The sequence below is a fragment of the Amycolatopsis decaplanina DSM 44594 genome, assembly GCF_000342005.1.
Lineage (GTDB): Bacteria > Actinomycetota > Actinomycetes > Mycobacteriales > Pseudonocardiaceae > Amycolatopsis > Amycolatopsis decaplanina.
The window spans coordinates 40,939-67,326 of the sequence record NZ_AOHO01000014.1 but is presented as its reverse complement, the minus strand read 5'-3'; the positions used below and the strand labels follow the sequence as shown (position 1 = coordinate 67,326).

General features: G+C 67.0%; 25 protein-coding genes and 1 pseudogene. 13 read left to right on the top strand and 13 right to left on the bottom strand.

Translation table 11 applies throughout. The annotated features are described in order from the left end of the window. Nucleotides 1–32 precede the first annotated feature (32 nt). The 3 genes from H074_RS00690 to H074_RS00680 all read right to left on the bottom strand — a co-directional run bounded on the left by H074_RS00690 (nucleotide 33) and on the right by H074_RS00680 (nucleotide 2,595). Complete coding sequence (locus H074_RS00690; protein ID WP_007028084.1) at nucleotides 33–758, bottom strand: HEAT repeat domain-containing protein; 726 nt, start codon at nucleotides 756–758, stop codon at nucleotides 33–35. 190 nt (nucleotides 759–948) lie between these two features. Beyond that, complete coding sequence (locus H074_RS00685; RefSeq protein WP_007028083.1) at nucleotides 949–1,443, bottom strand: AMIN-like domain-containing (lipo)protein; 495 nt, start codon at nucleotides 1,441–1,443, stop codon at nucleotides 949–951. Between the two features lie 78 nt (nucleotides 1,444–1,521). After that, nucleotides 1,522–2,595: a DUF6734 family protein gene (locus H074_RS00680; protein WP_007028082.1), complete on the bottom strand. Its 1,074-nt coding sequence runs from the start codon at nucleotides 2,593–2,595 to the stop codon at nucleotides 1,522–1,524. A 102-nt stretch (nucleotides 2,596–2,697) separates the two neighbouring features. On the opposite strand from H074_RS00680, the gene H074_RS00675 reads away from it, so the two are divergent. Beyond that, complete coding sequence (locus tag H074_RS00675) at nucleotides 2,698–3,330, top strand: hypothetical protein (RefSeq protein WP_235096628.1); 633 nt, start codon at nucleotides 2,698–2,700, stop codon at nucleotides 3,328–3,330. Nucleotides 3,331–3,356: 26 nt separating this feature from the next. After that, nucleotides 3,357–3,686, top strand: a complete 330-nt coding sequence (locus tag H074_RS00670; protein ID WP_007028080.1) for a hypothetical protein — start codon at nucleotides 3,357–3,359, stop codon at nucleotides 3,684–3,686. A gap of 57 nt (nucleotides 3,687–3,743) precedes the next feature. Here the strand turns inward: H074_RS00670 and H074_RS38655 are convergent, their stop codons facing one another. Then, on the bottom strand, nucleotides 3,744–4,718 hold the full coding sequence (locus tag H074_RS38655) for a beta family protein (protein WP_007028079.1): 975 nt from the start codon (nucleotides 4,716–4,718) through the stop codon (nucleotides 3,744–3,746). A 397-nt stretch (nucleotides 4,719–5,115) separates the two neighbouring features. On the opposite strand from H074_RS38655, the gene H074_RS00660 reads away from it, so the two are divergent. Then, the gene (locus H074_RS00660) at nucleotides 5,116–6,270 is read left to right on the top strand and encodes an HAF repeat-containing protein (RefSeq protein ID WP_007028078.1); all 1,155 of its coding nucleotides are present in this window, start codon (nucleotides 5,116–5,118) and stop codon (nucleotides 6,268–6,270) included. A gap of 266 nt (nucleotides 6,271–6,536) precedes the next feature. Here H074_RS00660 and H074_RS00655 read toward each other — a convergent pair whose 3' ends face one another. Both H074_RS00655 and H074_RS00650 read right to left on the bottom strand, forming a co-directional pair. Beyond that, the gene (locus H074_RS00655; protein WP_007028077.1) at nucleotides 6,537–6,965 is read right to left on the bottom strand and encodes a PaaI family thioesterase; all 429 of its coding nucleotides are present in this window, start codon (nucleotides 6,963–6,965) and stop codon (nucleotides 6,537–6,539) included. Then, nucleotides 6,965–8,173, bottom strand: coding sequence for a 3,4-dihydroxy-2-butanone-4-phosphate synthase (locus tag H074_RS00650; RefSeq protein WP_007028076.1), 1,209 nt, complete (start codon nucleotides 8,171–8,173; stop codon nucleotides 6,965–6,967). Before H074_RS00650 ends, H074_RS00655 begins: the two co-directional genes overlap by 1 nt. Before the next feature lie 331 nt (nucleotides 8,174–8,504). Between H074_RS00650 and H074_RS00645 the strand changes: the two genes are divergently transcribed. After that, complete coding sequence (locus H074_RS00645) at nucleotides 8,505–8,783, top strand: type II toxin-antitoxin system Phd/YefM family antitoxin (protein ID WP_007028075.1); 279 nt, start codon at nucleotides 8,505–8,507, stop codon at nucleotides 8,781–8,783. Then, on the top strand, nucleotides 8,776–9,180 hold the full coding sequence (locus H074_RS00640; protein ID WP_039921109.1) for a type II toxin-antitoxin system VapC family toxin: 405 nt from the start codon (nucleotides 8,776–8,778) through the stop codon (nucleotides 9,178–9,180). Before H074_RS00645 ends, H074_RS00640 begins: the two co-directional genes overlap by 8 nt. A 381-nt stretch (nucleotides 9,181–9,561) precedes the next feature. Here the strand turns inward: H074_RS00640 and H074_RS39020 are convergent. The 3 genes and pseudogenes from H074_RS39020 to H074_RS00630 form a co-directional block, all read right to left on the bottom strand. Beyond that, nucleotides 9,562–9,756: pseudogene (locus tag H074_RS39020) on the bottom strand (MBL fold metallo-hydrolase); the annotation flags it as partial. A gap of 359 nt (nucleotides 9,757–10,115) precedes the next feature. Beyond that, a complete protein-coding gene (locus H074_RS39015; RefSeq protein WP_007028073.1) occupies nucleotides 10,116–11,081 on the bottom strand; it encodes a DUF3800 domain-containing protein in 966 nt (321 codons plus the stop codon). 871 nt (nucleotides 11,082–11,952) lie between these two features. Continuing rightward, nucleotides 11,953–12,630, bottom strand: a complete 678-nt coding sequence (locus tag H074_RS00630; RefSeq protein ID WP_007028072.1) for an MBL fold metallo-hydrolase — start codon at nucleotides 12,628–12,630, stop codon at nucleotides 11,953–11,955. 108 nt (nucleotides 12,631–12,738) lie between these two features. On the opposite strand from H074_RS00630, the gene H074_RS00625 reads away from it, so the two are divergent. Next, entirely contained in the window at nucleotides 12,739–13,974 is a 1,236-nt protein-coding gene (locus H074_RS00625; RefSeq protein ID WP_007028071.1) for an acyltransferase family protein, read from the top strand. A gap of 77 nt (nucleotides 13,975–14,051) precedes the next feature. Continuing rightward, nucleotides 14,052–16,907, top strand: a complete 2,856-nt coding sequence (gene uvrA / locus H074_RS00620; RefSeq protein ID WP_007028070.1) for an excinuclease ABC subunit UvrA — start codon at nucleotides 14,052–14,054, stop codon at nucleotides 16,905–16,907. Between the two features lie 24 nt (nucleotides 16,908–16,931). Here the strand turns inward: uvrA and H074_RS00615 are convergent, their stop codons facing one another. After that, nucleotides 16,932–17,570 carry a fibronectin type III domain-containing protein gene (locus H074_RS00615; protein WP_039921106.1) on the bottom strand — a complete coding sequence of 213 codons (639 nt, stop codon included), beginning with the start codon at nucleotides 17,568–17,570 and terminating at the stop codon, nucleotides 16,932–16,934. Nucleotides 17,571–17,830: 260 nt separating this feature from the next. On the opposite strand from H074_RS00615, the gene H074_RS00610 reads away from it, so the two are divergent. The 3 genes from H074_RS00610 to H074_RS00600 are packed head-to-tail and all read left to right on the top strand — an operon-like array spanning nucleotide 17,831 to nucleotide 19,559. Further along, entirely contained in the window at nucleotides 17,831–18,382 is a 552-nt protein-coding gene (locus H074_RS00610) for a sigma-70 family RNA polymerase sigma factor (RefSeq protein ID WP_161630663.1), read from the top strand. Next, entirely contained in the window at nucleotides 18,379–19,089 is a 711-nt protein-coding gene (locus tag H074_RS00605; protein WP_007028067.1) for an anti-sigma factor family protein, read from the top strand. The genes H074_RS00610 and H074_RS00605 overlap by 4 nt, the downstream gene beginning before the upstream one ends. Then, entirely contained in the window at nucleotides 19,086–19,559 is a 474-nt protein-coding gene (locus H074_RS00600) for an SRPBCC family protein (RefSeq protein ID WP_007028066.1), read from the top strand. Before H074_RS00605 ends, H074_RS00600 begins: the two co-directional genes overlap by 4 nt. Before the next feature lie 188 nt (nucleotides 19,560–19,747). Here the strand turns inward: H074_RS00600 and H074_RS00595 are convergent, their stop codons facing one another. Then, nucleotides 19,748–21,157 (bottom strand): MFS transporter, encoded by a 1,410-nt coding sequence (locus H074_RS00595; protein WP_007028065.1) that lies wholly within the window; start codon nucleotides 21,155–21,157, stop codon nucleotides 19,748–19,750. A gap of 146 nt (nucleotides 21,158–21,303) precedes the next feature. Between H074_RS00595 and H074_RS00590 the strand changes: the two genes are divergently transcribed. Beyond that, a complete protein-coding gene (locus H074_RS00590; protein WP_007028064.1) occupies nucleotides 21,304–21,705 on the top strand; it encodes a winged helix-turn-helix transcriptional regulator in 402 nt (133 codons plus the stop codon). On the opposite strand, the gene H074_RS00585 is transcribed toward H074_RS00590, so the two are convergent. Together H074_RS00585 and H074_RS00580 are read right to left on the bottom strand one after the other, a co-directional pair. Beyond that, complete coding sequence (locus H074_RS00585; protein ID WP_007028063.1) at nucleotides 21,695–22,276, bottom strand: DUF6000 family protein; 582 nt, start codon at nucleotides 22,274–22,276, stop codon at nucleotides 21,695–21,697. The two genes, H074_RS00590 and H074_RS00585, sit on opposite strands and share 11 nt — an antisense overlap. A gap of 79 nt (nucleotides 22,277–22,355) precedes the next feature. Next, nucleotides 22,356–23,678 carry a C4-dicarboxylate transporter DctA gene (locus H074_RS00580; protein ID WP_007028062.1) on the bottom strand — a complete coding sequence of 441 codons (1,323 nt, stop codon included), beginning with the start codon at nucleotides 23,676–23,678 and terminating at the stop codon, nucleotides 22,356–22,358. A gap of 205 nt (nucleotides 23,679–23,883) precedes the next feature. Here H074_RS00580 and H074_RS00575 point away from each other — a divergent pair, with 205 nt between their 5' ends. Then, nucleotides 23,884–25,497, top strand: coding sequence for an ATP-binding protein (locus tag H074_RS00575; RefSeq protein WP_007028061.1), 1,614 nt, complete (start codon nucleotides 23,884–23,886; stop codon nucleotides 25,495–25,497). Next, nucleotides 25,494–26,162 (top strand): response regulator, encoded by a 669-nt coding sequence (locus H074_RS00570; RefSeq protein ID WP_007028060.1) that lies wholly within the window; start codon nucleotides 25,494–25,496, stop codon nucleotides 26,160–26,162. Before H074_RS00575 ends, H074_RS00570 begins: the two co-directional genes overlap by 4 nt. Nucleotides 26,163–26,388: the final 226 nt, after the last annotated feature.

The following is a 26,388-nucleotide window of genomic DNA, read 5'->3' as shown; positions in this document are numbered from 1 at the left end:
GATCACCTGTCTGTAGAAGGAATTCGTTCGGTTCAGGAGCGCGGGGGCTCCGGCGGGGGCACGTCGTCGGTCCGCGAGTCCTTCACGTACCGGCCGCCGACCGCCTGCGGGACACCGCGGACGTCGACCCGCCGGATGTTCAGCAAACGTTCGTCCCCGGTGCCGCTGAGCGCCTCGCGCACCTGGGCGGTGAGTTCGGTGTCCCCGGTCTCGGCGATGGCCTGGACCGCCGCGCGCCGTACCGTGAACACCTCGTGCCGGACCTGCCGCAGCAGTAGTTCCTTGGCCGTGTTGTCCCCGGCGGATGCCAAGCGCGCCAACGCTTCCACGGCGGTGGTGCGGATGATCACCTCTTCGCCGACGGTGCTGATCCCGTGTGCGGGGTCGTCGGAACGCTCCGGCGGGATCGGCCGGCGTAGCACGTTTTCGAGCACCGGAACGGCGGCGGCATGCCGCAGGTCGGTGAGCAGCTGGACCAGGCCCCACCGCTCCAGGTACTGGTCCTCGGACAAGGCGTCGTACTGCGCTCCGAGTGCCGGGACGACGTCGTCCGCCTGCTCGCGAAGCCGGTCGAGGCTCCGCTGGTAATTGCGCTCGGCGTCCTCACCGGACGCGGCCATGGTTTCGGCGGCCCGGGTCACCAGTTCGCCGATTTCGCTGTTCGAGAAGCTTCCCAGGCCCGAACTGCCCGGGCCCGCTTCGAGGTTGTCGCCACCCGGGCCCAAGGACGGGGTATCGGGATTGCGTGGGGTCGGCATGAGGTTCTCCTTCGCGGCGGCGGTGATGCTGACGGAAGGAAGGAACGCTGTCCCGGGCGGCAGATACCTGATTTTCCGAAAAATCGCCCCTTGGGGCAGGCCGGGATTTTCACCGCGGGAATCCGAAATGGATTTTGCTCACCGGAAGTCGTGCGGCGATCGAAAAGCTTTCACGGACTCCCGCTCGTGATCAATGACGGACATCGATGACGACGCGGTTCGGCGACGTCAGGGTGAACACGGTGACCGGTGTCCTGGACCGGACGCCGAGACCGATGGACAAGGTGCCCTCGTAGTCGCCGGTGACCGCGACCGCCATGACATTGCGCAGATTCCGGGTCCGGAACTTCTGCGGACCGGGATAGGTGGGATTCCCGGCGTCGTCGTGCGCGGCCGCCGGGGTCGCGGTGACCGCGATGAAGAATTCCCCGGTCAGCCAGACGATCTCACCCGAGCCGTCGGCGATCAATTCGTCGACGAGGTCGTACCGGACAGTGGGAGGGGGGCCGGCGGTCAGGTCGAGCACGATCCGGTCGAATCCGGGGTTTTGACCGGTGCGGATCCCCGTCATCGTGGGGATCGTCTGTGCCGCGACCGAAGCGGGCGCGACCGCGGCGATGGCGCCGGTCAGCATGAGGGCGGTGACGGCGAGCGCCCCGAGCACGCGCCGGAGGTTGATGGCCATGGCGACGACCTCCTGCTGGAGAGTTGGTTCCGGAGAGACGTCCCGGACACCGGGGAGGTTGTATTCGTCGCTCTTTCGTTACTGATCGCCGAATAGTCGTCGAGCGATCTCGAAGTCGGCGGGGAAATGGTTTCTCACTCGCTCCGTCAGCCAGTGCATGTAGCGGAGATCGCTTTTCGCGGACGCGATGAGATGCGTGAATTTCTGGGCGACGGCGATGTCTTCGCGGAATGTGTCGTGCTGCGAACCGAAGACGCACTGCACGTCCGTGGTGCCGCCGCCCCAGCACACCGCGCCGAGAAGGTACTGCTCGACAACCAGGTTGTAATCCTCGAGCGGCGCGAGCCGTCGCCAGGCCGTCTGATTCTCGGCCGACTCCACCATGCGGATGGCGAGATCGGCGTAGTGGCGGAGCAGGGGAATCGCCGTGCCGCCGATAACTCCGGTGCAGAGGGCGGCGTCCCCGATGTAGTCGCCGAATTCCTTCGGCAGGAAACCGCCGATGCTCCGGATCGCCGCGGCGACGGCCGACGGCCGGTAGTAGCCGGCATCGGAAGCCGGTGCGTGCTCGGGATTCTGCGCGACGATCTCCCCGTCGAGCCCTTCGGCCGGGAACCCTCGCCAGAGGAACACGTCGTTGTCGATGTGCAGGAACGGTTCGCGCTGCTCCCGGTACGCGTGCAGCTTCCCGAGCGCCCACCACGACGGGTTCTGCCCGGCGAGTCCGTTCAACGACAGGGAGATGTCGTCGAACGGCAGTCGCAGCCGGTCTACGAGAAGTTCGTGTCCCCAGTCGTCGGTCACCAACGCAGTCGTGGGGAAGAGGCGGGACGCGAGGCGGAACGACAGGATCCAGGACAACGCGTGGAAGAAATCGCTGGGCCAATGTCTGCCGTGCTGCCTCCGGTACGGGATGCTCCAAAACGACCAGACCGCCCGGCGGATCGGGCGCGCGGCCCGGTCACCCGGACGGACCACGCGGACCGGTGGGGGACGCCAATCAGGCTCGGTGACCTCGCCGTATCCGCTGTACCGGGGGAACCCGGGCGCGAGCAGATGGCCGCCGATGGCGGCCGCGGTACCGGGACCATATCCGTAGTACGGCATCGCGAAGTGGTTCGGGCCGGGGTGATCGAACGTTACGACGGCCATTTGTCGAACCCGTCGGATGTGGTGTACTAGTACACCTTGGGGCGCGCGACGACCGGTGAAAGCCTTCGCCGGTTCTGATCTTTCACGGTCAGGAGGAGTTTCTTGTCGTCAAGGGTGGGGCCGCCAAGCCGGTTCCCGGAGCCTCGGGCGTCCGTCCGCCTGCCGCAGCCCGTGTTCGTGGAACGCCTGCTGGTGGACGTGGAAATGCGGCGCGGCAGGGCATATCGCCGGCTGGCGGTGCGAACCGTCGTCGCCTGCGAGGACGGCGTCGACGGTTACGTGGCGCGGGCTCCGGCCGGGTGGACCGGCGATCCGGAGTCGGTTCCGGTCAAAGCGATCTTCGGTTGCCGCGTCGAGACTTCGCCGGATGCCGTGGACCTGCGCTTCCCGAAGCCACTGCGCAAAGGAGAACGGCACGAGTTCGTTTCCCTTGTGTGCGAGGACGATCTCGACGAGGAGAGACAGTGGATCAACGTCGACGTCGACCATCACGGGATCGCGCCGGGTGTCGTCGACGGTGAGGGCAAGGTGACCGGAGGATTGAACGTCAGCATCACGTTCGACGACCGCGTCCCCGAGGCCTGCTGGTGGTACGCGGAACAGACCGAGTACGAGCGCATGGTCCGGCCGCCCGCCGGCGACCGGCGTCTGCTCGAGATCCGGCGAGGCGTCGTAGAGCACACGTTTCGGGGGCCTTGTCGTCCGCGAGAGCAGTACGGCATCGCTTTTCGCTGATGGGCTCATGGCCCAGGGGGGTGAACATGTCCGATGAAGAGGGCTTGGAGTCCCTGCTCCGCTACGCGCGAGAAGACCGGGTCGGCCTCTCGGTCGTAGTCGCCATGGCAGCGGCGAAGGTGGGCGAAGGCGCGACGTTCACGGAGACGACCGCGGCACTGCTCTCGGTGGTCAGCGCTCTGATCGACCGAGGCGCGGTCCCCGGCGACCTGGTGGGCGAGGATCGCGACTTCGTGGCGTGGCCGGGATCGAAGGACGAGGTTCTCTCGCGGCTTGCCTGCGAGGTCAAGGCGCTGGGGGAGTTTCCGGCGACGGGGGAGCTTTGCTGGATCCACGATCCCGCCGCCACTGCTTGAGGGCGGCCGACGGTGGCTCCCGAAGACGAACCGTGCCGTTGACGTCGACACGTCGAGTCAGAGGTCGGTGGCTGTTCTCCGCGCCACGTGTTCGAGGTGGTGCGAGGTGGCCATGGCGACCCAGCGAGGCACCGAGCCGGCGGTCTTCCCGCCGATGCGCCGGCATCGCGTCAATTCATGGTCTCCCCACGAGTAGTCCGGCCCGGCGAAGTCGTTTCTTTCGACCAGTTCCTCGACCAGATCTGTGAATCGATCGGCGGGAACGTCGTCCTTTTCGACTTCGCGGCGCAGCATCACGGTCTTCCCCGGCACCGTGTAGCAGAGGTACGGGTCAGGGGTTCTTGCGTTGCCGTCGGATTTCGGTGGTCTTGGATGCGTCACGCCATAGTCGCCGTAGTTGACGTCGTTCGCGTGAGCGTGACGCACCTCGTTCCAGAGGGTGACTTCTGGGCGATCACGTTCGGTCGTCGCGTAGGTGGTTCGTTCGGCTGGGATCGATCCGGCCAGAAGCGTCGTCGTGGCGGGGCCGAGCAGGTCTGACAACGCTGAGGCGGTCTCGGCTGCCGCGGTGGCTTGGCTCGAACGGACGGTTTCGACGAAGCCGGCGTCGATGATCGCATGGACGCGTCCCTGGCGCGTGCCGGTCGACCGCATGATCGAGTCGATCCGCCTGAGGAGTTCGTGCGGTGGCCTGCCCAGGTGAGGGAGCCGGATGACGATGTCGCGATCCTTGTGTTCGAGCAGAAGATGCACTCTGCGCAACTCGTCCTCTGTCGCGTCGAGTGAGACGACGGGAACCAGGTAGGCGACGTCAGGTGCGAAAAGTCCGTGTTCCAACTGTGCTGCGGACTCGATGGCATTGTCGAGGAACTCGAACACCCCTCCCGGCTGCCGGGCGAGCGGACTGTCGGCTCCCAGCCAAGTGGTGTCGAGCCACAAGGTGCGGCCGTAGTACGCGGCCCGCGCGGCAGTTCGGACGAGCGCGGGGAGGATCTTGCCGGTCGGTGTGACGGAATCAAGCAACTCGACCATCACACGTACTTGTGGACGAACAGGGTGCATCCGCCTTCCTCCGAGCAGGTGGCAAATACTGCCCTCTGCGAGTGATCAGGAGTATTACGCGGAGTAGCAGGGCTTGAGCGGAGCGCGGACATTCGCCCACCGCGTTCACGCTCAGGCGAACGGCGCTTGGCGACTTGGCGCCAGGTGACACTTTGTGCCTCTTGTGGCCCCTGTGCTCGTGTTCCGAGCGTGCTGCAGTAGGTGGTGGCCGTGTCACGCATTTCCCGTGAGGAGGAGGAATTACGTGAGGAAACCCCGACGATGGGGAGCGGAGGCGCTGTTTCCGCGACGTCGTGCATGGGGGCTGCGGACCTTCGGTATCGGGGCCGCAGCAGCGGTGGCGGCAGGATTGGTTGTCAGTGTTCCGGTGCGGGCTGTCGCTGCCGACGGCACGGTCAACGGCCAGCCGCCCTCTGTGTCCTATCCCAGGCGCGCGGTGCGGTGGGACCCGGCGGGCCGGATCACCGAGCTGGGCACCCTCGGCGGCGGCGAGAGCCGTGCTCGTGCGATCAATGATGACGGCACGATCGTCGGCTGGGCGCGCACGGCCAGTGGCGACAACCACGCGGTGCGGTGGGACCCGGCGGGGCGGATCACCGACCTGGGAACCCTGTCCGGCGGTCGCTCCAGCGTCGCTGTCGGGATCAACGACGACGGCACGATCATCGGCGAGGCGGCCGCGGACGGCGGCCATTCCCACGCGGTGCGGTGGGACCCGGCGGGCCGGATCACCGACCTGGACACCCTGCCCGGCTGTCCCGAGGACACTGCTGTCGCGGTCAACGCCGACGGCACCATCGTCGGCTGGGCGCGCACGGCCAGCGGCGACAACCACGCGGTGCGGTGGGACCCGGCGGGCCGGATCACCGACCTGGGCACCCTGCCCGGTTACACCGGCAGCGCACCTGACGGGATCAACGCCGACGGCACCATCGCCGGCACGGCGACCGTGGCCAAACTCCAGCCCCGCGCGGTGCGGTGGGACCCAGCGGGCCGGATCACCGACCTGGGCAGCCTGCCCGGCGGTCGCTCCAGCGTCGCTGTCGGGATCAACGACGACGGCACGATCATCGGCCAGGCGGCCGCGGACGGCGGCCATTCCCACGCGGTGCGGTGGGACCCGGCGGGCCGGATCACCGACCTGGGCGCCTTGCCGCCCCGCCATCCCGAGAGCAGTGCTGTCGGAATCAACGCTGACGGCGTGATCATCGGCAGGACGTCCGAAGCCACTGGCGAGTCCCGCGCGGCGAGGTGGGACCAGACGGGCCGGATCACCGACCTGGGCACCCTCAGCGGCGGCGAGAGCACCGCTTACGCGATCAATGACGACGGTACGATCATCGGTCAGGCGGAGCTGCGGAGCGGCTATTCCCGCGCGGTGCGGTGGGACCCGGCGGGCCGGATCACCGACCTGGGCACGCTGCCCGGCCACAACGACAGCAGTACTGTCGGGATCAACGCCCACGGCACAATCATCGGATGGTCGGACAGGTTCGACAGCCGGCAGCACGCTGTGCAGTAGCACAATCCCCCTACGCCCCATGCGCCGGAGGTCGGCCTGTCCCGTGATCCAGGCGTGGAATCCGTCCGGGTCCCGATTTCGTTCATGCTTAGCGCGGGGCTGATCTGTGCCCAAGAATCGAACGCACCGGCTCACGGCAGTTCGGCGATCCTGGCCAGAAACGTCCGCTTCCGGGCGTCGGATCGGTGCCCTGGCTGCGCGCTCACCGGCTGGTCCGAATGTGACCGGGGGACCGCCCTGGTCGGACACCGCGAAAGCTTGGCCGCCTAATCAGGGGTGGAACGATTCCTGGTCATCACGCTCCCTTGTGCCACGGCACTGAGCGTCATGATCCCGTCCTGGCTGATCACGTGGAGATCACAGCGGCAGGTGGCTTGCCGACGGCCGCTGTGCAGGACCTGCGCCTCCGCCACGAGCCGGATTCCTTTCGCCGGCCGCAGATATTCGATGCTGAATCCACTGGTGAGAATGGCTGGTCCCAGCGTCGTCCCGGCGGCGAAGGTGATCGCGTTGTCCGCGGCATAAGCGAGTACGCCGCCGTGGAGATAGCCGTTCTGTTGCAACAGGTCTTCGCGGATGTCGAGTTCCAGGGCCGCCGCGCCGTCGCCGAATGCGGTCACCCGGGTGCCGAGCAGAACGCTGAACGGCTGCGAAGCGAGGCCCTTCCGGGCGTCTTCGAGGGTCAGGGCGGTCATCAGAGCCACGCTTTCAGGTCGGCCAAATCCACCACGGGCATCCCCCAGCGCAGCGCCGCCACTTCAAGGTCGGCACTGCCTGCCATCGTGCCGTCGGGGTTCATCACTTCGCAGCACACGCCGACCGGAGGAAGGCCGGCGGCCGTGCACAATGCGACAGTCGCTTCGGTGTGCCCGGACCGGTCGGCGAGCAGACCCGGCCGAGCGGCGAGCGGGAACACGTGTCCAGGGCGCAGAAAGTCCTTGGCTGTCGCGTCCGGATCGGCCAGCTTCCTCACAGTGGCGGCGCGTTCGGCAGCGGACACGCCGGTGCCCGTTCCCGCGGCCAGGTCGACCGGTATCGACCACGCGGTTCCCTGCCGGTCGCCTTCGCCGGGCATCTGCGCGATCTCCAAGCGCCGCAGCACTTCCGGTGCGCATGGCACCGCCGGAAAACCGCAGACCTGGGTCAGCAGGAAGGTGAACGATTCGGGGCGAAGCCGGGCGCCGGCGAAGATCACGTCGCCCTCGCCCTCGGTTTCCGGGTCCCAGACGATGACACCGCCACCGGCGGCGAGCTGGCGCAGTACCTTCTCCACGCCGGCACGTCCGTCGACATGACCAGCCCACGGCAGCTGAGGCAATGCTTTGCCCACCGGTGAAAGAGGGGCCTTCTCCACCAAACGGCCGACCAGGTCGAGCTCCAAGTTCACCCGGTCTCCGGCCTTCAGGTCGCCGAGCGTGGTGGCCGATCGGGTCATCGGAAGCAGCACGACCGAAATCCGGTCACGCAGTACCTCGGCGATGGTCACGCTGACGCCGTCGACCGCGATGGGGGATTTCGCGAGCAGCCTGTCCAGCAGACGCTGCGGCGGCCGGAGCCAAATCCGGTGGGCACCGCCTTCGTCGTCAACCCGGATCACCTTGCCGACCGCGTCGACGTAGCCCTGGACCAGGTGGCCGTCCAGCGGATCGCCGACATGAAGCGGCGTCTCGATATTGACAAGATCCCCCGCCGCGAGTGTGTCGAACGTCGATCGACGACGGGTTTCCGCGGAGAGCACCGCCTCGAGGAGGCCGTCGGCCGGCCGTACGGTGAGCCGTACCCCGTTGACGCACGCTGATCCGCCTTCGCGGACGCGGTCCGCGCTCCTCGGCGCGCGCACCCGCAGCACGTCGCCCTTGATCTGTTCGATGGAACCCAGCTCGCCGATTCGCCCAGTGAACATGAATCAACACCCCGTTTTGACGCCGTACCCCAGGAAGCCCGGCGATGACCGGACGCAGGGGACGCGGGGTCTCACCGCTTGGTCCCGGAATCACACCGGGTCGTTCCACCCCCTCGGCGGAACCGGCCGACTATACGGCCACACCGTGGAATCGCACCACGAGCCGATCATAGCCACATTGTGGATCTCTTCGAGGAAAAACGCCATGGGGCCGTGGGGCCGCCTTGTTTCCGTTGCCACGTTGCGCTGAAGGCCAAGTGGACGAGGCCTTGCCAGGTTCAGACCGCGGCCAGGCGTAGCCCACTGAGCTACACCTGGCTACACTCGTCTCATGAAGGTGATCAGCCAGCGCGAGTTTCGCAACAACTCCGCCGCCGTCATGGACGCCGTCGAGGCAGGCGAGATTTACCACGTCACTCGCAACGGTGTCGAAGTGGCTGAGCTGCGGCCGATACCTCGTAGACGACGTCCGACCGCTGAGGAACTGGTCCAGAGGCATCGAGGGTTGCCGAAGGTCGAGGCGGCCCAAATGCGGCAAGAAGCCGACGAGTTCTTCGGAACCGAAGACCGTGTCGATTCTGACGACGTGTGGGAGCAGGGGCGTGGCTGAGCGTCACGAAGCAGGTGTGCTCGACACCTGTACTTACATCGATCTTGGTCTGCTCGACCCTGCTGCACTGCCGAAGATCCCGGAACTCACCGCTGTCACCATGGCTGAGCTCCATCAAGGGGTGGCGATGGCGAAGGATGCCGCGGTTCGCGCGGCGCGCACTGAGAAGCTCGGTGCCGCGATCGTCGACTTCGCCCCGCTTCCGTTCGACGGTGATGCCGCTGCCCGCTATGGAACGTTGGTCGCGCTGGTCCTCGCGGCGAACCGGGATCCGCGACCTCGGCGGATAGATTTGATGATCGCCGCCATCGCGTCCTCGCGAGAGCTGCCGCTGTATACCCGGAACGAAGACGACTTCAAAGGCTTGGACAGCGTGGTCGAAGTCGTCGGTGTCTGAGCAGGTGCTTGCCCGCTTTTTGATCCGATTGTTGATCGGTGCCGCTTCGGTGACGATCCTTGTCGGGCGCTCAGCGAGAAGATTGATCCGGCTGGAATGTCGAGATACGCCGCTGGGTTCCGGACGGTCCGCGAACTGAGGAAGGCCGCAGTTCCAGCGGTGAGTCTGTACTCGACTGAGTTCGGTCGGAGCCGCCGACTCTCTCGGAGATCGCCGAACTGCTGAATCTGAGTGGTGGGCAGTTCGACGTGTTGGCCGCCTGGGCAAAAACCGCCGTGGGAGAAGCCCTCGCTGGAACAGCCTTCGTCGTGACAAAACGATACGAAGAGTAAAGGCAGGGCAGGGCCGCCGCAGGCCTGGTGCGGCCTGCCTTGCCTAGCTTCACCAGCCGCGTTCGCGCCACTCCGCGACATGCGGGCGCTGCTCTCCCAGCGTCGAGTCGTCCCCGTGTCCCGGGTAGAACCACGTTTCGTCCGGCAGTTCCCCGAAGATCCGCGACTCGACGTCGTCCAGCAGCGACTTGAAGTCCTCCGGCGAGTTCGTTTTCCCGACCCCGCCTGGGAACAGTGTATCGCCTCAGCGGTGAACAAACTAGCCATCCGTAGCTCGCTGAGCTACGGATGGCTATCTTTGCCCCAGGAAGGTGTGATCCCCCAGTGCGAGTTCGTAACAACTCCCCTGCCGGCATGGACGCCGTCGAGCCGGCGAGATCTACCTCGCGACGGCGTCGAAGTGGCTGAGCTGCGGACGATACCGCGTCGGCAGTGTCTGACTACCGAGAAGCTGGCCCGACGGCATCGAGGGGTTGCCCGAGGTCGAGGCGGTTCAGATGGGACAAGAGGCCGACGACATCTTTGATGGTGGTCGAAGTGCTGTTCCTGCAGTGAGCGTTGGTTGTTGTAGGCTCGCATTGAGGCGTGCCGTGTCTGACGCTGCTACAGGTAGTCCAGTTCCTCCAACCTGCGGCGTAGGGATTGAGATGCCGGGTCCTCGTCGGTCGTCAGATCTTCGAAAGCTTCCGGCGGTGCCGCACTCCAAACGTCCTCTTGTTCCTCGGGCTCGTCTTCGTTCATCCATGGATCGAAGGAGTCTTCCCATGAGAAACGGGGCGTGTTGAGGCTGGTGCCCTCGGATTCGTCAGCCTTGACTGGAGGAGCTTCGCCCGGGAAACTGGTGGCAGGGCGGTCAGCGATAAGGGAGCCAGGGGCTCGCTTCTCGGGTTTTACCGAGATAGCTGGCCGCTCCTTATATCCCTCCCACGGGCGGAAGCACGTTTTTAGCAACGGATATACAGTCTCGTAGTGAGCGCACTCGCCCTTCACAAGCCGACGTTGAACGGTCCAGAGCGCGTAGTCGGCGACCTGTAGTCCCCATGAGCTTGCGCTGTCCCAGGTGCACAAGGTCAGATCCAGCCACGGAAACTGAGCGCACACCTCCTCGATAGCTTCCCGGACGGCTTTCTTCTTCTTCCCGGTACCCAGTGTTGCAGCGACGACGTACACCTTGTCCGTCCGGTTCAGCACATACTTAGCTTGGTAATGGAAATGCAGAAACCAAGCCAAACGGTAGAGGTAAGTATCGTTATCGACGATCTTGCGCCTTACGCCTGGGTAGGCCCTCTCTTTAAGGAGGAGAGTGACGTCGACACGCGGAGCATGCTTCTGAATCAGCTGGAACACTCGCTCGCGTGTTTTGTGGTGATCGTTTTTGGCATGTAGGCCACTGGGCAGGCGCACCCCCTCTGACTCCAGTGCAAACCGGAGCTGCATGCCTTCCCAGACCTGCCGTCCGTGGTCACCACGAAACGTTGCTTGGCCTAGGCCAAAGTAGGAGCTTGCAGCCGCCTTGCCCGACATGTCGAAATCGCCGGTCTCGTCTAGGTACAGGTAAACGTGGCCCACGAGTCACCCCTCAGTGCTTATCCGCTCGGCGTACCGTAGACACTAAAGTGTCACCGTCAGTTCTTGAATCCGGGGCAAGAGCCAGCTGGTGTGCTTGTGCCGACACAGCACAGCTTCGCTGCTTTAGGCCGCGTGGGTCGCACTCCCATGGAGGCGGTCGCTTTGTGCCAGTCACGCGTTGGGCAGACCCTCATGTCAATTGCCGGTCGTTCCGGTCCTGACTCAAATTCCGTGATGGTCGTGCCAGCGGACAGGCGGTCAGTGGGGTGGTCGATCATGCTGGTGAAGCGACGGTCTTGGCCTGAAGACGCTGCTTCCCGTCTCGCTCGGCTGGCCAACGACCAGGTTGTTCTGAGAGAAGTACAGGCCACTGTCGTTTGGTGAACGTGCCGTTGTCGGGCCCGGGTTGGCGTGCGGATGCTGTCCAGTTGCAGACGGGCGGGGATTCCGTCAATGCCTGAACGGCTGCCTCTTCAGCGCGCTCCCTCAGGACTCTTTCGCGGATCGCGGCCAGTCTGGCTTCAGCTTGGCCAATGGTTTGGTTCGTCGTACTGCAGCCGTCCAGACCGCCATGGTTGGCAAGTCCTATCAACACGATCACGAGGGAGGGTGCGTCACGTCGGCATTGAGGGACCTCGGTGGACTTGAGTGCCCATGAGTTGGCTTCGATACTCACGTCGTATGACATAGGCCAAGCTGTCGGCTTGAGGGAGGGACAGCGAGGCGAACTGTCCGGCTGTGTATCGCCAGGATGGCAAGCTGTGAAGTCATGTGGACCTCCAGCTTCCGGCCACGCTCCATTTTCGCTGCTCCAACAGCAAACGGGGGCCGCCTGCTAGGTAGGCGGCCCCCGTTCAAGAGCGTCGTCTGTTCACCAGCCGCGTTCACGCCACTCGGCCAGGTGCCCGCGCTGCTCGCCCAGCGTCGAGTCGTCGCCGTGGCCCGGGTAGAACCAAGTCTCGTCCGGCAGCTCACCGAAGATCCGCGACTCGACGTCGTCCAGAAGCGACTTGAAGTCCTCCGGCGAGTTAGTTTTCCCGACCCCGCCTGGGAACAGCGAGTCGCCGGTGAACAGGTGCGGGTGCCCGTTCGGGTCGCGGTACAGCAGCGCGATGGAGCCGGGGGTGTGGCCGCGAAGGTGGATCACCTCGAGGGTGACCTGTCCGACCTTGATCGTGTCGCCGTGTTCGACGAGGAAGTCCGGCGGGATCGGCAGCGGTTCGGCGTCCAGCGGGTGGGCGGCGGTGTTCGAACCGTTCGCGCCGGCGACGGCGCCGAGGGCCTGCCAGTGGTCCTGGTGCTGGTGGGTGGTCACGACGGTCTTCAGCGCGGGCCGGTCGGGGCCGTGGCCGATGAGGTCGGAGATCCGTTCCGGGTCGTTCGCGGCGTCGATCAGCAGCGCCTCGTTCTCGGCGCGGCAGACGAGCAGATACGCGTTGTTGTCCATCGGACCGACCGACAGCTTCGTGATGGTGAGCGCGTCCAGGGTGCGACGGGCGGCGTCGCCGCCGGGGTCGACATGCCCGGTGTAGGTCTCGACGATGTTCACACCGCACACGGTAGTCGTTCGCCTGCAATCGGTTCCACCCGCACAGGCGGCGCACAGGAGCAGGCCGTAGGCTGCGCGTCGCCCCGCCAGCCGAACCACAGGACGCTCGTGCCCGACCCTTCGCCGCCGACCGGAACGCGCAGTCCGCGCCGGATCAGCTGGGATCTGCTCCGTGTGGTCGCCGTCTTCGCGGTCATGCTCGGTCATGTCACCCATCAGGGGGCGCTTCTGCATCCGGAACTGGTGGGTTACCCCTTTCGGGTAACCGCTCAGTTCGGCGCGGCCATCCTTTTGGTGATTTCCGCCTTCTTCGTGTGCGCGAGCCTTCGCAAGGGGCGCCCCGGGCGGTGGCTGTGGAACCGGGTCGCGCGGCTGGTGCCCGCGTACCTGGTGGCGGTGGTCGTCACCTACGTCGTCGCCCGGTACGCGACGATCCGGTTCAGCGGCCTGCCGTTCCCGCCGGGCCTCTCCGGATTCCTGTTCGGTGTCCCGCAAGGCCCGCCGTCCGATCCGTCGCCCTGGTACATCCCCACCGGCGCCGATCTGCTCGGCAACCTGGGCATGGTCCAGGAATGGGGCTGGCGGTACGAGCTCTTCTACTATCTCGACGGCGCCTACTGGACGCTGCCGGTCCAGCTCATCGCCTTCACCGCCGCCGCCCTTCTGTGGCCGCGCCGGTGGCGCACCCACCGGCTCACGGTCGGGCTGCTCTGGGCGCTGATCCTGGTCCCGCTGTTCCTCCGGTTCGTCGTGTTCGACCCGGTTTCCACACCGAAGCTCGTGGAGACCTTCTACTACGGCCTCGGCCTGCACCGCGTGCACGTCTTCGCCATCGGGATCGCGATCTGGTTGTGGGCGAAACGACGGCTGGCGCACTGGCACCTCGCGCTGTTCGTGCTCGCCGCCTGCGCCGCGCAGGACCTGCAGGTCTTCCCGTTCCACCAGGCGCTGCCGAACGACCCCGAGCGCTGGCCGTCGGCCATCGGGTTCGCGATCATGCTGCTGCTGGTGTGCCTGGCCGCGCGCGGACCGGACTGGCGGTTCCCCGGGCTGTCCCGGATCGCCCCGGCTGTCACCTGGCTCGCGGGCATCTCGTATGGTCTTTATCTGGTGCACCAGGAACTCGGTTACATCCTGGCCCGTGCCCTTCTGAACGTCGGTGTCCCCGGCTGGCTGCGGCTCCTCATCGTGCTGGCCGCCGCCGTACTCGGGGGCTGGGCGATCACCGCGGGCGTGGAACGGCCGGTCCACCGGTGGCTCACCGCTCGCCGGGATCGACCCGGAAAGCCTGGAAAACCGCAGGTCGAAGACTCGGAACCAGTTTCTGTCGGTGGTGCCTCGTAGCATGGAAGCGGCCGCCCGTGCAGCTATCGACCGGGCCGGCGACCGCAGCTGAGAATGAAACCTGAAGGGATCCTGGCGTGGCTGATCGCCTCGTTGTTCGCGGCGCCCGCGAGCACAACCTCCGCGGTGTGGATCTCGACCTGCCCCGCGACAGCCTGATCGTGTTCACCGGTCTGTCCGGGTCCGGGAAGTCGAGCCTCGCCTTCGACACCATCTTCGCCGAAGGGCAGCGCCGCTACGTCGAGTCGCTGTCGGCGTACGCGCGCCAGTTCCTCGGCCAGATGGACAAGCCGGACGTCGACTTCATCGAGGGCCTTTCGCCCGCGGTGTCGATCGACCAGAAGTCCACCTCGCGCAACCCGCGTTCGACCGTCGGCACCATCACCGAGGTCTACGACTACCTGCGCCTGCTCTACGCCCGCGCCGGCAAGGCGCACTGCCCGCAGTGCGGAGAGGCGATCAGCAAGCAGACCCCGCAGCAGATCGTCGACCAGGTGCTCGCCATGGAGGAGGGCACCCGTTTCCAGGTGCTCGCGCCGGTCGTGCGCGGGCGCAAGGGGGAGTACCTCGACCTCTTCGAGAACCTGCAGCAGCAGGGCTACGCGCGTGTCGTGGTCGACGGGACGATCCACCCGCTCACCGACCCGCCGAAGCTGAAGAAGCAGGAAAAGCATCAGATCGCCGTCATCATCGACAGGCTCTCGGTGAAGACGAGCTCGCGGCAGCGGCTCACCGACTCGGTCGAGACGGCGCTCCGGCTGGCCGACGGCCTGATCGAACTGGAGTTCGTCGACCTGCCGGAGAACGACCCGCATCGGGTGCGCGGTTTCTCCGAGAACCTTGCCTGCCCCAACGGCCACCCGCTGGCGATCGAGGACCTCGAGCCGCGGTCGTTCTCCTTCAACGCGCCCTACGGAGCCTGCCCCGACTGCACCGGTATCGGCGTCCGCAAGGAGGTCGACCCGGAACTCGTGGTCCCGGACGACGAGATGTCCCTCGGCGAGGGCGCCATCGCGCCGTGGGCGGGCGGCCAGAGTGCGGACTACTTCATCCGCCTGCTCGAATCGCTGTCGGAGACCATCGGCTTCCGGATGGACACGCCGTGGCGCAAGCTGCCGGCGAAGGTGCAGAAGGCCGTCCTGCACGGCGTCGACGAGCAGGTCCACGTCCGCTACAAGAACCGCTACGGCCGTCAGCGTTCCTACTACGCGAGCTTCGAGGGCGTCATCCCGTTCCTCGAGCGGCGCCAGGAGCAGACGGAGTCCGAGTACATGCGTGAGCGGTACGAGGGCTACATGCGCGAGGTGCCGTGCCCGGCCTGCCAGGGAACGCGGCTCAAGCCGGAGATCCTCGCCGTCACCCTGGAACACAAGACGCAGGGCGACCGGTCGATCGCCGAGGTCTGCGCACTCTCGATCGCGGAGGCGTCGCAGTTCCTCGATGAGCTCGAGCTCGGCAAGCGCGAGCAGGTGATCGCCGGCGCGGTGCTGAAGGAGATCCAGGCGCGGCTGCGCTTCCTTCTCGACGTCGGGCTCAACTACCTCTCACTCGACCGCGCTTCCGGCACCCTTTCCGGTGGCGAGGCGCAGCGCATCCGGCTCGCCACGCAGATCGGTTCCGGTCTGGTCGGCGTGCTGTACGTGCTGGACGAGCCATCGATCGGGCTGCACCAGCGCGACAACCACCGGCTGATCGAGACGCTGGTCCGGCTGCGGGACCTCGGCAACACGCTGATCGTCGTCGAGCACGACGAGGACACCATCCGCTCCAGCGACTGGGTGGTCGACATCGGTCCCGGCGCCGGTGAGCACGGTGGCCACATCGTCCACAGTGGACCGTACAAGAAGATCCTGCGGAACAAGGATTCGATCACCGGCGCGTATCTGTCGGGCCGCACCAAGATCGAGGTCCCGGCGATCCGGCGCCCGATCGACAAGAAGCGTCAGCTGACGGTCGTCGGCGCGCGCGAGCACAACCTGCGCGGTCTCGACGTGTCGTTCCCGCTCGGCTGCCTCGTGTCGGTCACCGGTGTGTCGGGGTCCGGGAAGTCCACGCTGGTCAACGACATCCTCGCGACCGTGCTGGCGAACAAGCTCAACGGCGCGCGCCAGGTCCCCGGCCGTCACACCCGCGTGAACGGGCTCGGCAACGTCGACAAGCTGGTCCGCGTCGACCAGTCGCCGATCGGCCGCACCCCGCGGTCCAACCCGGCGACGTACACCGGTGTCTGGGACCACGTGCGCAAGCTGTTCGCCGCGACCACCGAGGCGAAGGTGCGCGGCTACCAGCAGGGCCGGTTCTCGTTCAACGTCAAGGGCGGCCGGTGCGAGGCCTGCGCCGGTGACGGCACGATCAAGATCGAGATGAACTTCCTGCCGGACGTCTACGTCCCGTGTGAGGTCTGCAAGGGCGACCGGTACAACCGGGAGACCCTCGAGGTGCACTACAAGGGCAAGACCGTCTCCGACGTGCTGAACATGCCGATCGAGGAGGCGGCCGAGTTCTTCGAGCCGATCAAGGCCATCCACCGGCACCTGGCCACCCTCGTCGACGTCGGCCTCGGCTACGTCCGGCTCGGGCAGCCCGCGCCGACGCTGTCGGGCGGTGAGGCGCAGCGCGTCAAGCTCGCCAGCGAACTGCAGAAGCGGTCCACCGGCAAGACGGTCTACATCCTCGACGAGCCGACCACCGGTCTGCACTTCGAGGACATCAGCAAGCTGATCGGCGTGATCAACGGGCTGGTGGACAAGGGCAACACGGTGATCGTCATCGAGCACAACCTCGACGTCATCAAGACCTCGGACTGGATCATCGACATGGGCCCCGAGGGCGGTTCCGGTGGTGGCACCGTGATCGCGGAGGGCACGCCGGAGCACGTCGCTTCGGTGGAGGAGAGTTACACCGGTGAGTTCTTGAAGACCGTTCTCGCTTAGGGCTCGTGAGTGGTAAGGACGGTTCTAACCGTCCTTACCACTCACGAGGTCCAGCACCGGCGAAGCGGGCCCGTAGTAGAAGGCGCGCAGCCGATACGAGGCGCCTTCTTCGCCCGGCATCGAAGCTAGCCCGGCCGAAGTCGTTCCCGGATCCGAGACCTCGATCGGCACGAACTCGGCGGTGCCCGGTTTCTTGATCTCCACCAGGAAGCCGTCTTCGTCGCTGGAGCGATCGGTCCAGCCGAACCGCACCATCTCCTCCGGCGCGGGCTCGGCCCGGAACGCCGCCGGAGCGGCCGATCGATCACCCGCTCGGAGCGGCACGGTGGGTCCGGCAGCGGCAGGAGTAGCGGGGCCGGAAACCGTGACCGGGTCGGACACGGCACCGTAGAACGGCCGGATCCGGTAGTAGAACCGCGTTTCCGGCATCAGATCCGGATGCCGGTAGGTCGTCTGCCGCGGCGGCACGAACTGCAGGATCGTGTACTCGCCGTGCGGATCGGTGGTGTACTCGACGACCCGTCCCGCCACGTCCGGGTCGTCGTCGGGCCAGCTCAGATCGACGTTCACCGGATCCGTCAGCGTCGCGGTGAACCGCGGCTCCTCGCCGCATCCCGACACGAAAGCGACCGCCAGCAGAACGGCCACGAGTTTCCTCGGCACGCCGAGACCCTCCCGGGAATCAGGCGGCGGCGGAATCCGGAGGCGTCAGCATACGAGCGCGCCCGGTGATCGACAAGGCCCCGGTTGAACCGCATCCCCGCGCCGTCCGTGTGGGGGGCAAGAGGAGGCGGCCATGGAGAACCGAGGAGAGGCCGGTGCCGATGCACAGTTCGATCGCGGCGCGCGCCGAACGATCCACTCTGTCCCTGCGGGTTGCAGTACTGTCCTCGCCGACCCAGAAGACCGTCGGGAGGACGCGAGTGGCGATCGGAGGCTGGCGGCCCAAAAAGGCCAAAGGCGAGGACTTGGTCCGGCACTTGTACGCCGAACACGGGCGAAGCCTGCTGGCGTACGCGACGAGGCTGACCGGGGACCGCGCGGCCGCGGAGGACGTCGTGCAGGAGACCTTGGTCCGGGCCTGGAAACACGCCGAAGACCTGGAGAACGACGCGAAGGGATCGGTGCGGGGCTGGCTGCTCACGGTCGCCCGGAACATCATCACCGACCGCGCACGGGCCAGGGCGGCGCGGCCACCCGAAGTGGCGGAGCCGGAGGAAGGCGTGCCCAACCCGGCGGTGGAGCGGGACCACGCGCAGAGCGTCGTGGACTCGATGGCCGTGCTCGGGGCGATGGACGGCCTGTCCGCGGAACATCGTGAGGTGCTGGTGGAGATCTACTACCGGGGCCGGACGGTGGCCGAAGCCGCGCAGTCCCTGGGCGTGGCCCCGGGTACCGTTAAGTCGAGATCTTATTACGCCTTACGGGCGCTCAGAGCCGTGATGTCCGGGCCAGGGAAGGAGGTAGCGCGATGAGTGCGGTGGGACACGACCAGGGTCAGCTCGCCGCCTACGTCCTCGGCGGGCTGACTCCGGCGGAAGCGGCCACGTTCGAGACACATCTGGCGAACTGCCCCACGTGCCGTCGTGAGGTGCGCGAGCTGTCGGAGCTGCGGTACCACCTCGACGAGGTGCCGCCGGAGGCGTTCCTCGAAGGACCTCCCGACGGGGGAGATCTGCTCCTGCAGCGCACGCTGCGTCAGGTTCGCGAAGAAGAAGGCACCCAGGAACGCGGGCCGCGGCGGCTCCTCGCCGTGGCCGGTGCTGCTGTTCTGGTCGTAGTGGCGCTGGGCGCGGGCGTGCTGGTCGGACGGCAGACGTCGCCCGAACCGTCGACGGTGGCACTGCCGGTGCCGACGGTGACCGCCCCCGTGCCCGGCACCCGCGATCTCGCGGCGACCGACCGGGACACGGGCGTACAGCTGGCCGTGCGGGTGGTTCCGGCCGCGGGCTGGGTGCGGCTGCACGCCAAGGCCACCGGCGTCCGCGAAGGCGAGAAGTGCGCGCTCGTCGTGGTGACCAAAAGCGGAGAACGGGTCAACGCCGGCAGCTGGCTCGTTTCGGAGAAGGGACAGCGCGAGGGCACCGGTGTCGACGGTTCCGCGTTGGTCGCCCCTGGCGACGTGGCCTCGGTCGACGTCGTGACGATGGACGGCCGGAACCTGGTGTCGGCGCGGGTATGACGGGTTCGCTCACGGGTCGCGGAGGCGGTTGGTACCGCTTCCGCGACACCTGGGTGCTTCCCGCCTCGCCCAAAGCGGTTTTCGACGCCGTCGTCGACCTGGCCGCGTATCCGCTGTGGTGGCGCGACGTCCGCTCGGTCAGTCAGGTCGACGAGGACACCGCCGAACTCGTCTGCCGGTCCAGGCTGCCGTACGCACTGACCGTACGGATGCACCGCGATCGGCAGGACGAGCGCGGCGGGCGGGTGCGGGTCCTGCTCAGCGGCGATCTGGAGGGGATACTGGCGGGGTTGCTGAGACCGGTGGGCAACTGCACCAGACTCGAGATCACGCAGGAGGTCGAGGCGCGGAAACCGTTGCTGCGCAAGCTCGATCGCGTCGCAAGGCCGGTGTTCCGGATCAACCACGCGCTCATGATGCGCCGGGGGCAAAACGGATTGCGGGGGTATCTGGGGGCTTCGGCGGGCTAGGCTCCCGCCATGCGTGTGACCGGACTGCCGCTGGTGGAGGATGGCCACCGGTACATCGGTTCCCTCGTCCTCGGTCCCGACGGGGAAACCGTTGCCACCTAAGCGAAACGGAACCTGCACAACAGCGAGGACGAGCTCGCCGAGACCGGTGCCGAGGTGCGCCTCGGCGACGAGATTTCCGGCTGGGCTTACGCGACGATCGCCTCCTGAGCTTTCCGGTCACGCAGGGCAACGGCCGCGACGAAGACAGCGAGAGCGAGCAGTCCGGCGCTCAACGCGTACGCGGTCCGGTAGCCGCTGGTGAGCGCTTCGGGCATCGCGGTGCCTTCGGCCAGTAGCGAGCCGGTGCGGGACGCGGCGGCGGTCGCGAGCACGGCGGTCCCGATCGCCGCGCCGATCTGCTGCGTCGTGTTGATCAGCCCCGAAGCGACCCCGGCGTCGGCGGGCGCGACGTCGGACATCGCCTGCCCCATCAGCGCCGGCATCGCCGCGCCGAACCCGATGCCCATCAGGACGAGTGCTGGCAGGACGTCCGTCGCGTAGTTTCCGTCCGCCTCGACGGTGGCGAGGAAGCCGAGCGCCAGTGCGACCGCCGAAAGTCCGGTGACGAGTACCGTTCGCGCCCCGAAGCGGTGGTTCAGCCGCTCGGCGAAGACCAGCGACATCACGGCGATCGAGAGCGGGGCGGGCAGGAAGGCGAACCCTGTGCTCAGCGCGTCGAGCCGGAGCACCCGCTGCAGGTAGAGCGCGGTGATGAACTGGAAGCCGAACAGCCCGGCGACCATCAGGACCATCACCGTGTTCGCCCCGGACACCGCCCGCAGGCGGAAGATCCGCAGCGGCAGCAACGGTTGACGTGCTTTCGCTTGCCGGAACACGAAACCGGCGAGCAGGAGCAGCGACACCGCGAGCAGCCCGAGGGTGCGGGTGTCGGCCCAGGTGTATTCCTCGGCCTTGACGATCGTGTAGACCAGCAGCATCAGCCCGCCGGTGACCAGTCCGGCACCGGTGACGTCGGTGCCGGCGCGCAGGCCGGGGCCTCGATCGTCCGCGAGCAGCCGGACGGCCAGCGCCAGCGCGATCGCGCCGATCGGCAGGTTCACGAAGAACGTCCAGTGCCAGTCGAGCAGTTGGGTGAGCGTTCCGCCCGCGATGAGCCCGATCGACGATCCGGCGGCCTGGGTGAAGCTGTAGACGCCGATGGCCTTCGCCCTTGCCCGCGGCTCCGGGTGGAGCGTGGTGATCATGCCGAGCACGACGGCCGACGCGAGCGCGCCGCCCGCGCCCTGCAGGAAGCGGAACACGATGAGCTGCGCCTGGTCCTGCGCGATTCCGCAGAGCAGCGAGGCGAGGGTGAACACGCCGAGCCCGGCCAGGAAGACCCGTTTCCGGCCGATCAGGTCGCCCAGCCTGCCGGACAGCAGGAGCAGCCCGGCGAACGCGATCAGGTAGGCGTTGACCACCCAGGCCAGGGTCGACGGCGTGAAGCCGAGGTCGTTCTGGATCGCGGGTAGCGCGACGGCGACGATCGAGCCGTCGAGGACGACCATCAGCGAGACTGCGCAGAGCACGGCCAGCGCGAGGGCACGGTGAGGCATGGTGAATCCAACCTGGACGCGAAGCGTCTCCGTTGAGGGCGGTGGCGGGGGCATGGATGGACTTCCCCCAGGTGATGCCTTGGTGCATCACTTGTAACAGCGCCCATCTTGTGTGACTCTGTTCCTCGCCGGAAGGAGGCACTTTCATGTCCCAGGGGAACACCGATGTGACCGCGCAGGCCAGGGTGGTCGATCCGGAGAAACTCGAGGTGTGCACCGTGCTCGAGGTGATCAACCGGATCAGCGGCAAGTGGGCGATCGGCATCCTGCTGGAGGCCACGCGCGGTCCGGTGCGGTTCACCGAACTGGAGCGGTCGGTGGAGGGGATCAGCAGGCGGATGCTCACGCTGACGTTGCGGAACCTCGAACGCGACGGTCTGCTCGTGCGCACCGTGTACCCGACAGTGCCGCCGAAGGTGGAGTACGAAGCCACGGCGATGGCGAAGGAGCTGTACGCGTCGCTGAGCGGCTTGCTGAGCTGGGCCGAGCGCCACCGCGACTCGATCGCCGCGTCCCGCGTCGTCTACGACGAGAAGGTCAGCGCCTGACGTCAGCCGTGTGCACGGCACGCTGGACGTGCGAGCACAGCAGGTCGAAGTACCTCTTCTGGAACGGCAGGTCCGTGCTGTTCTTCGCGGACCAGCGTTCCCAGAGGCCGCCCGGCCGCAGATAGCGTGACGTGTACGCGGTCGTGAGGTCGGCGTCGATGTGGTGCAGGGCCGCGAGCGCCCATTCCTGGTCGTAACGCAGGTCCGGCCGCGCGAGGTAATGGTCCAGATAGGACACGAGGATCTCGGCGTCGGCGATCGCGCCGAACCGGGCGAGCGCGAAACAGTAGCCCTGCCCGGCGAAGACCAGATCGCTTTCCAGGAACAGTTCCCGGAGGCGTCCGCGCCACGCGGTGCGGCGGTCGACGCCGATCAGCCATGCCGCGGTGATCCGCGGCCGCCAGTCCGCCGCGAGCAGTTCGTCGAGTTCGTCGTCGGTGATCGTCCGCGCGTCCTCGACGAGGTCACGCAGGAACGGCTCGCCGTCGGGGCCGCTCATCATCCCGGCGAAATTGCCGTGCAACAGCTTCGAGTACCGCGAGATCACGTAGCGGTCGATGGCGTCCGGCATGCCCGTGAGTTTCCCAGAAGACGAAGAACCGCGGTGCGAGGACGGGGGACCCTCGCACCGCGGTTCACTCTCGCCGTGGTTACGCGTTGACCACTGTCTTCTCCCGGTCGCCGTCACGGTCCTCATGGGGATCCGAGGCGTGATCGTCGATCAGGGTGGCTTCGTCGAACGGGGCCTGGCCGCTGAAGACCTGGTTGGCCCGTTCCCGGTCGAACTCCTTGGTCCAGGTGCCGACCAGGACGGTCGCGACGGCGTTGCCCGCGAAGTTGGTCAGTGCGCGGGCCTCGGACATGAACCGGTCGATGCCGAGGATGAAGCCGACGCCGTCGACCAGTTCCGGCCGGTGCGACTGGAGACCGCCGGCGAGAGTGGCGATTCCGGCGCCGCTCACGCCCGCCGCGCCCTTCGACGCGATGATCATGAACAGCAGCAAGGAGATCTGCTCGCCGACCGAAAGCGGCTGGTCCTGCGCGGTCGCGATGAACAGCGTCGCCATGGTCAGGTAGATGGCCGTGCCGTCGAGGTTGAACGAGTACCCGGTGGGCACGGTGATGCCGACGACCGGCTTGGAAACCCCGAGGTGCTCCATCTTCGCGATCAGGCGCGGCAAGGCCGACTCGGACGACGACGTCGACAGGATCAGCAGGAACTCGCGGCCGAGGTAGCGCAGCAGCGTGAAGATGTTGACCCGCGCGCCGATCCACAAGACCGAACCGAGCACACCGAACACGAAGACCAGGCAGGTCAGATAGAAGCCGATCATGATGACGGCGAGGCTGCGCAGCGCGCCCCAGCCGGTTTCCCCGACCACCGCGGCGATCGCGCCGAACGCGCCCACCGGGGCCGCCCACATGATCATCGCGAGGATCCGGAACACGAGCCGCTGGATGTGTTCGATGCCGCGGCGGATCGGCTCGCCCTTGGTGCCCAGCTTCTGCAAGGCGAAGCCGGCGAGCAGGGCGACCAGCAGCGTCTGCAGGACCTGGCCTTCGGTGAACGCGGAACCGAAGCTGGTCGGGATGATGCCGAGCAGGAAGTCGACGGAGCCTTCGCCGCCCTCGGCCTGTGTGTGCGCCTTCGCGGCGGCTGCCGGGTCGAGGTGCAAACCTTCGCCCGGGTGCAGGAGGTTGCCCACGACGAGGCCGATGGCGAGCGCGAACGTCGACATCATCAGGAAGTAGCCGAGCGACAGCAACCCGACCTTGCCGACCTTCGCGGCCTTCGCCACCGATCCGATACCGAGCACGATCGTGCAGAAGATGATGGGAGAGATCATCATCTTGATCAGGTTGACGAAACCCGTGCCGAGCGGCTTGAGCTCCTTCGCCAGACCCGGCGCGGCGAACCCGACGATGACGCCGAGGACGACCGCCGCGATCACGGCCAGGTACAGGTAGTGCATCTTGTCGCGGCGTCGGGGCGCCGCTTCCGGCGTTGTAGGCACCTTTGCCTCCAGCTCAGGGGTGTGTCCGTGGATTGCCGGTCACTATCACCCGGCCAGGTGAGCTGGGTCACGGTTGTGTTCATTGAGTTCGTGCGAGTGGTTTTCGGGGAATTCCGGCCGGGCGCGCTGAGCGGCCCCGGTACCGGTGTGCTGATATGAGCGGGTGCCCTCGACGACGCGGATCCGGACCAGGCGCGGCAGTCTCGCCCGCCAGCTGCTGATTCTCCAGCTCGTCGTGCTCTTCGTCCTTGTCGCGGCGGGGCTGGCCTTCGCCTACGTGGATTCGGTCAGGGCCACCGAAGACCGGGCGCGGGACAAGGTGACCGCGGTCGCCGAAGCGGTGGCGGACGCGCCCGGGGTATTGGCCGCACTGTCCACATCGGAGCCCAGCCGGACTCTTCAGCCGTTCGCGCAGAGTGTCCGCGCGGACACGGACGTGGACTTCGTGACCATCATGGACGAGAACGGCATCCGCTACACACACCCGAATCCGGAGCTGATCGGACAGCCGTTCATCGGCAACATCGGCGAGGCGCAACGCGGCGGCAAGGTCGTCGAGACCTACGCCGGTTCGCTCGGCCCGTCCGAACGCGTCGTGGTCCCGGTGCGCGGCGCCGCCGGGCAGGTCGTCGCGCTGGTGTCGGTCGGCATCACCGTCGAGGCGATCGACGCCGAACTGCGGGAACGCCTGTGGCCGCTGATCGGTGTCGCGGTGGCGGTGCTGGTGGTCGGCGGGATCGGCAGCTACCTGGTCAGCGCCCGGCTCCGTCGGCAGACCAGGGGGATCGCGCCCGAGGAACTGAGCAACCTGTTCGAGTACCACGAAGCCGTCCTGCATTCCGTGCGCGAGGGACTGCTGCTCGTCGGCGGCGACGGGCGGGTGGTGCTGTGCAACGACGGCGCCCGTGCGCTGCTGGGTGTCGCCGACGATCCGGTCGGCCGCGAACTGTCCTCCTTGGACGTTCCGGAAGACCTCGTCGAAGCGTTCACCTCGGGGGAGGAGCGCACCGACGAACTCCACCTCACCGAGGCCAGGGTGCTCGTCGTCAGCACGGCGCCGGTTCGCTCGCAGGGGAAGGCGATGGGCACCGTCGTGATCTTGCGTGACCACACGGAACTCCAGGCGCTGACCGGGGAACTGACCACGGTGCGCGGACTGGCCGAGGCGCTGCGGTCGCAGGCCCACGAGGCGGCGAACAGGCTCCACACGGTCGTTTCGCTGGTCGAGATCGGCCGCCCCGAACAGGCCGTCGAGTTCGCGACCGAAGAACTCGCGCTGGCACAGGAACTCACCGACCGAGTGGTCGGCGCGGTCGCCGAACCGGTGCTCGCGGCGTTGCTGCTGGGCAAGGCGGCGGAGGCGAGCGAACGCGGCGTCGAGTTCACGATCACGCCCGACACCGTCATGGAGGACTCGGACACCGGTGTCCCGCCGCGGGACCTGGTGACCATCCTCGGCAACCTGATCGACAACGGGATCGACGCGGCGGCGGGGAACGCCGGCGACGGCGGACGGCCCGGGGTCGAAGTCACCGTGCGGTCCGCCGCCGAGGGGCTGCTGTTGCGGGTCGCCGACACCGGCCCCGGCGTGGACGACGTCGAGGACGTCTTCCGGCGCGGATGGTCCACCAAACCCGAGGACGGGCACGGACTCGGCTTGGCACTGGTGGGTCAGGCGGTGCGACGGCACAGTGGGACGATCGACGTCGGCCGCGACGAGGGCGCGGTGTTCACCGTGCGTTTGCCGCCGAAACCGCCGAAGGAGTCCGTGCGATGATCAAGGTGCTGGTCGTCGAGGACGAACCGGTGGCCGCCGACGCGCATCGGGTGTACGTCGAGCGGATGCCCGGCTTCACCGTGTCCGGCGTCGTCCATTCCGGCGGCGACGCGTTGCGGTTCTGCGAACGCGAACCGGTCGACCTGGTGCTGCTGGACTTCTATCTCCCGGACACGCACGGCCTCGCCGTCTGCCGGTCGCTGCGCGCGGCGGGGCTCCCGATCGACGTCATCGCGGTGACCTCGGCGCGTGACCTGGCCCTGGTCAAGGCCGCCGTGTCGGTCGGCGTGGTGCAGTACCTGCTGAAACCGTTCACTTTCGCTTCCCTGCGCGAGAAATTGGAGCGCTACGCCGAGTTCCACGGGGCTTCGGGCGAAGTCTCCGGGCAGGCCGAGATCGATCGCGCGCTCGGCACATTGCGCACCACCGAGCGGCAGGCGCTGCCGAAGGGAATGAGCGGGCAGACTCTGGAGGCGATCACCGAAGTCCTCGCCTCGTCCGCGGACGGCCTGTCCGCCGGGGCGGCCGCGACCGCGATCGGCGCCTCCCGCGTCACCGCACGCCGCTACCTCGAATACCTCGCGGACAACGGCCTCGCCCAACGCGAACCCCGCTACGGCCAGGTCGGCCGCCCCGAGGTCTGGTACAAACCGAAAACCGTATAACGATCTATACCGCAGCGCGATGGCTACCTGGAACATCGTGAAGATCGGCGCTTGCCGAACTCGAGGCGCGGCGACTTCGGGCAAGCTCGTGCCACAGCCTTGAGCGCGGCATAGTCGTATGCGGACATGCGCATGTCAATAGGTCGAAAGTGTTGGTAAATCACCAGCTGTCTGACACGACGAAAGTCGGTGCCGGGTCGCGGTCAAGGCTCCTAAATTCACGAAC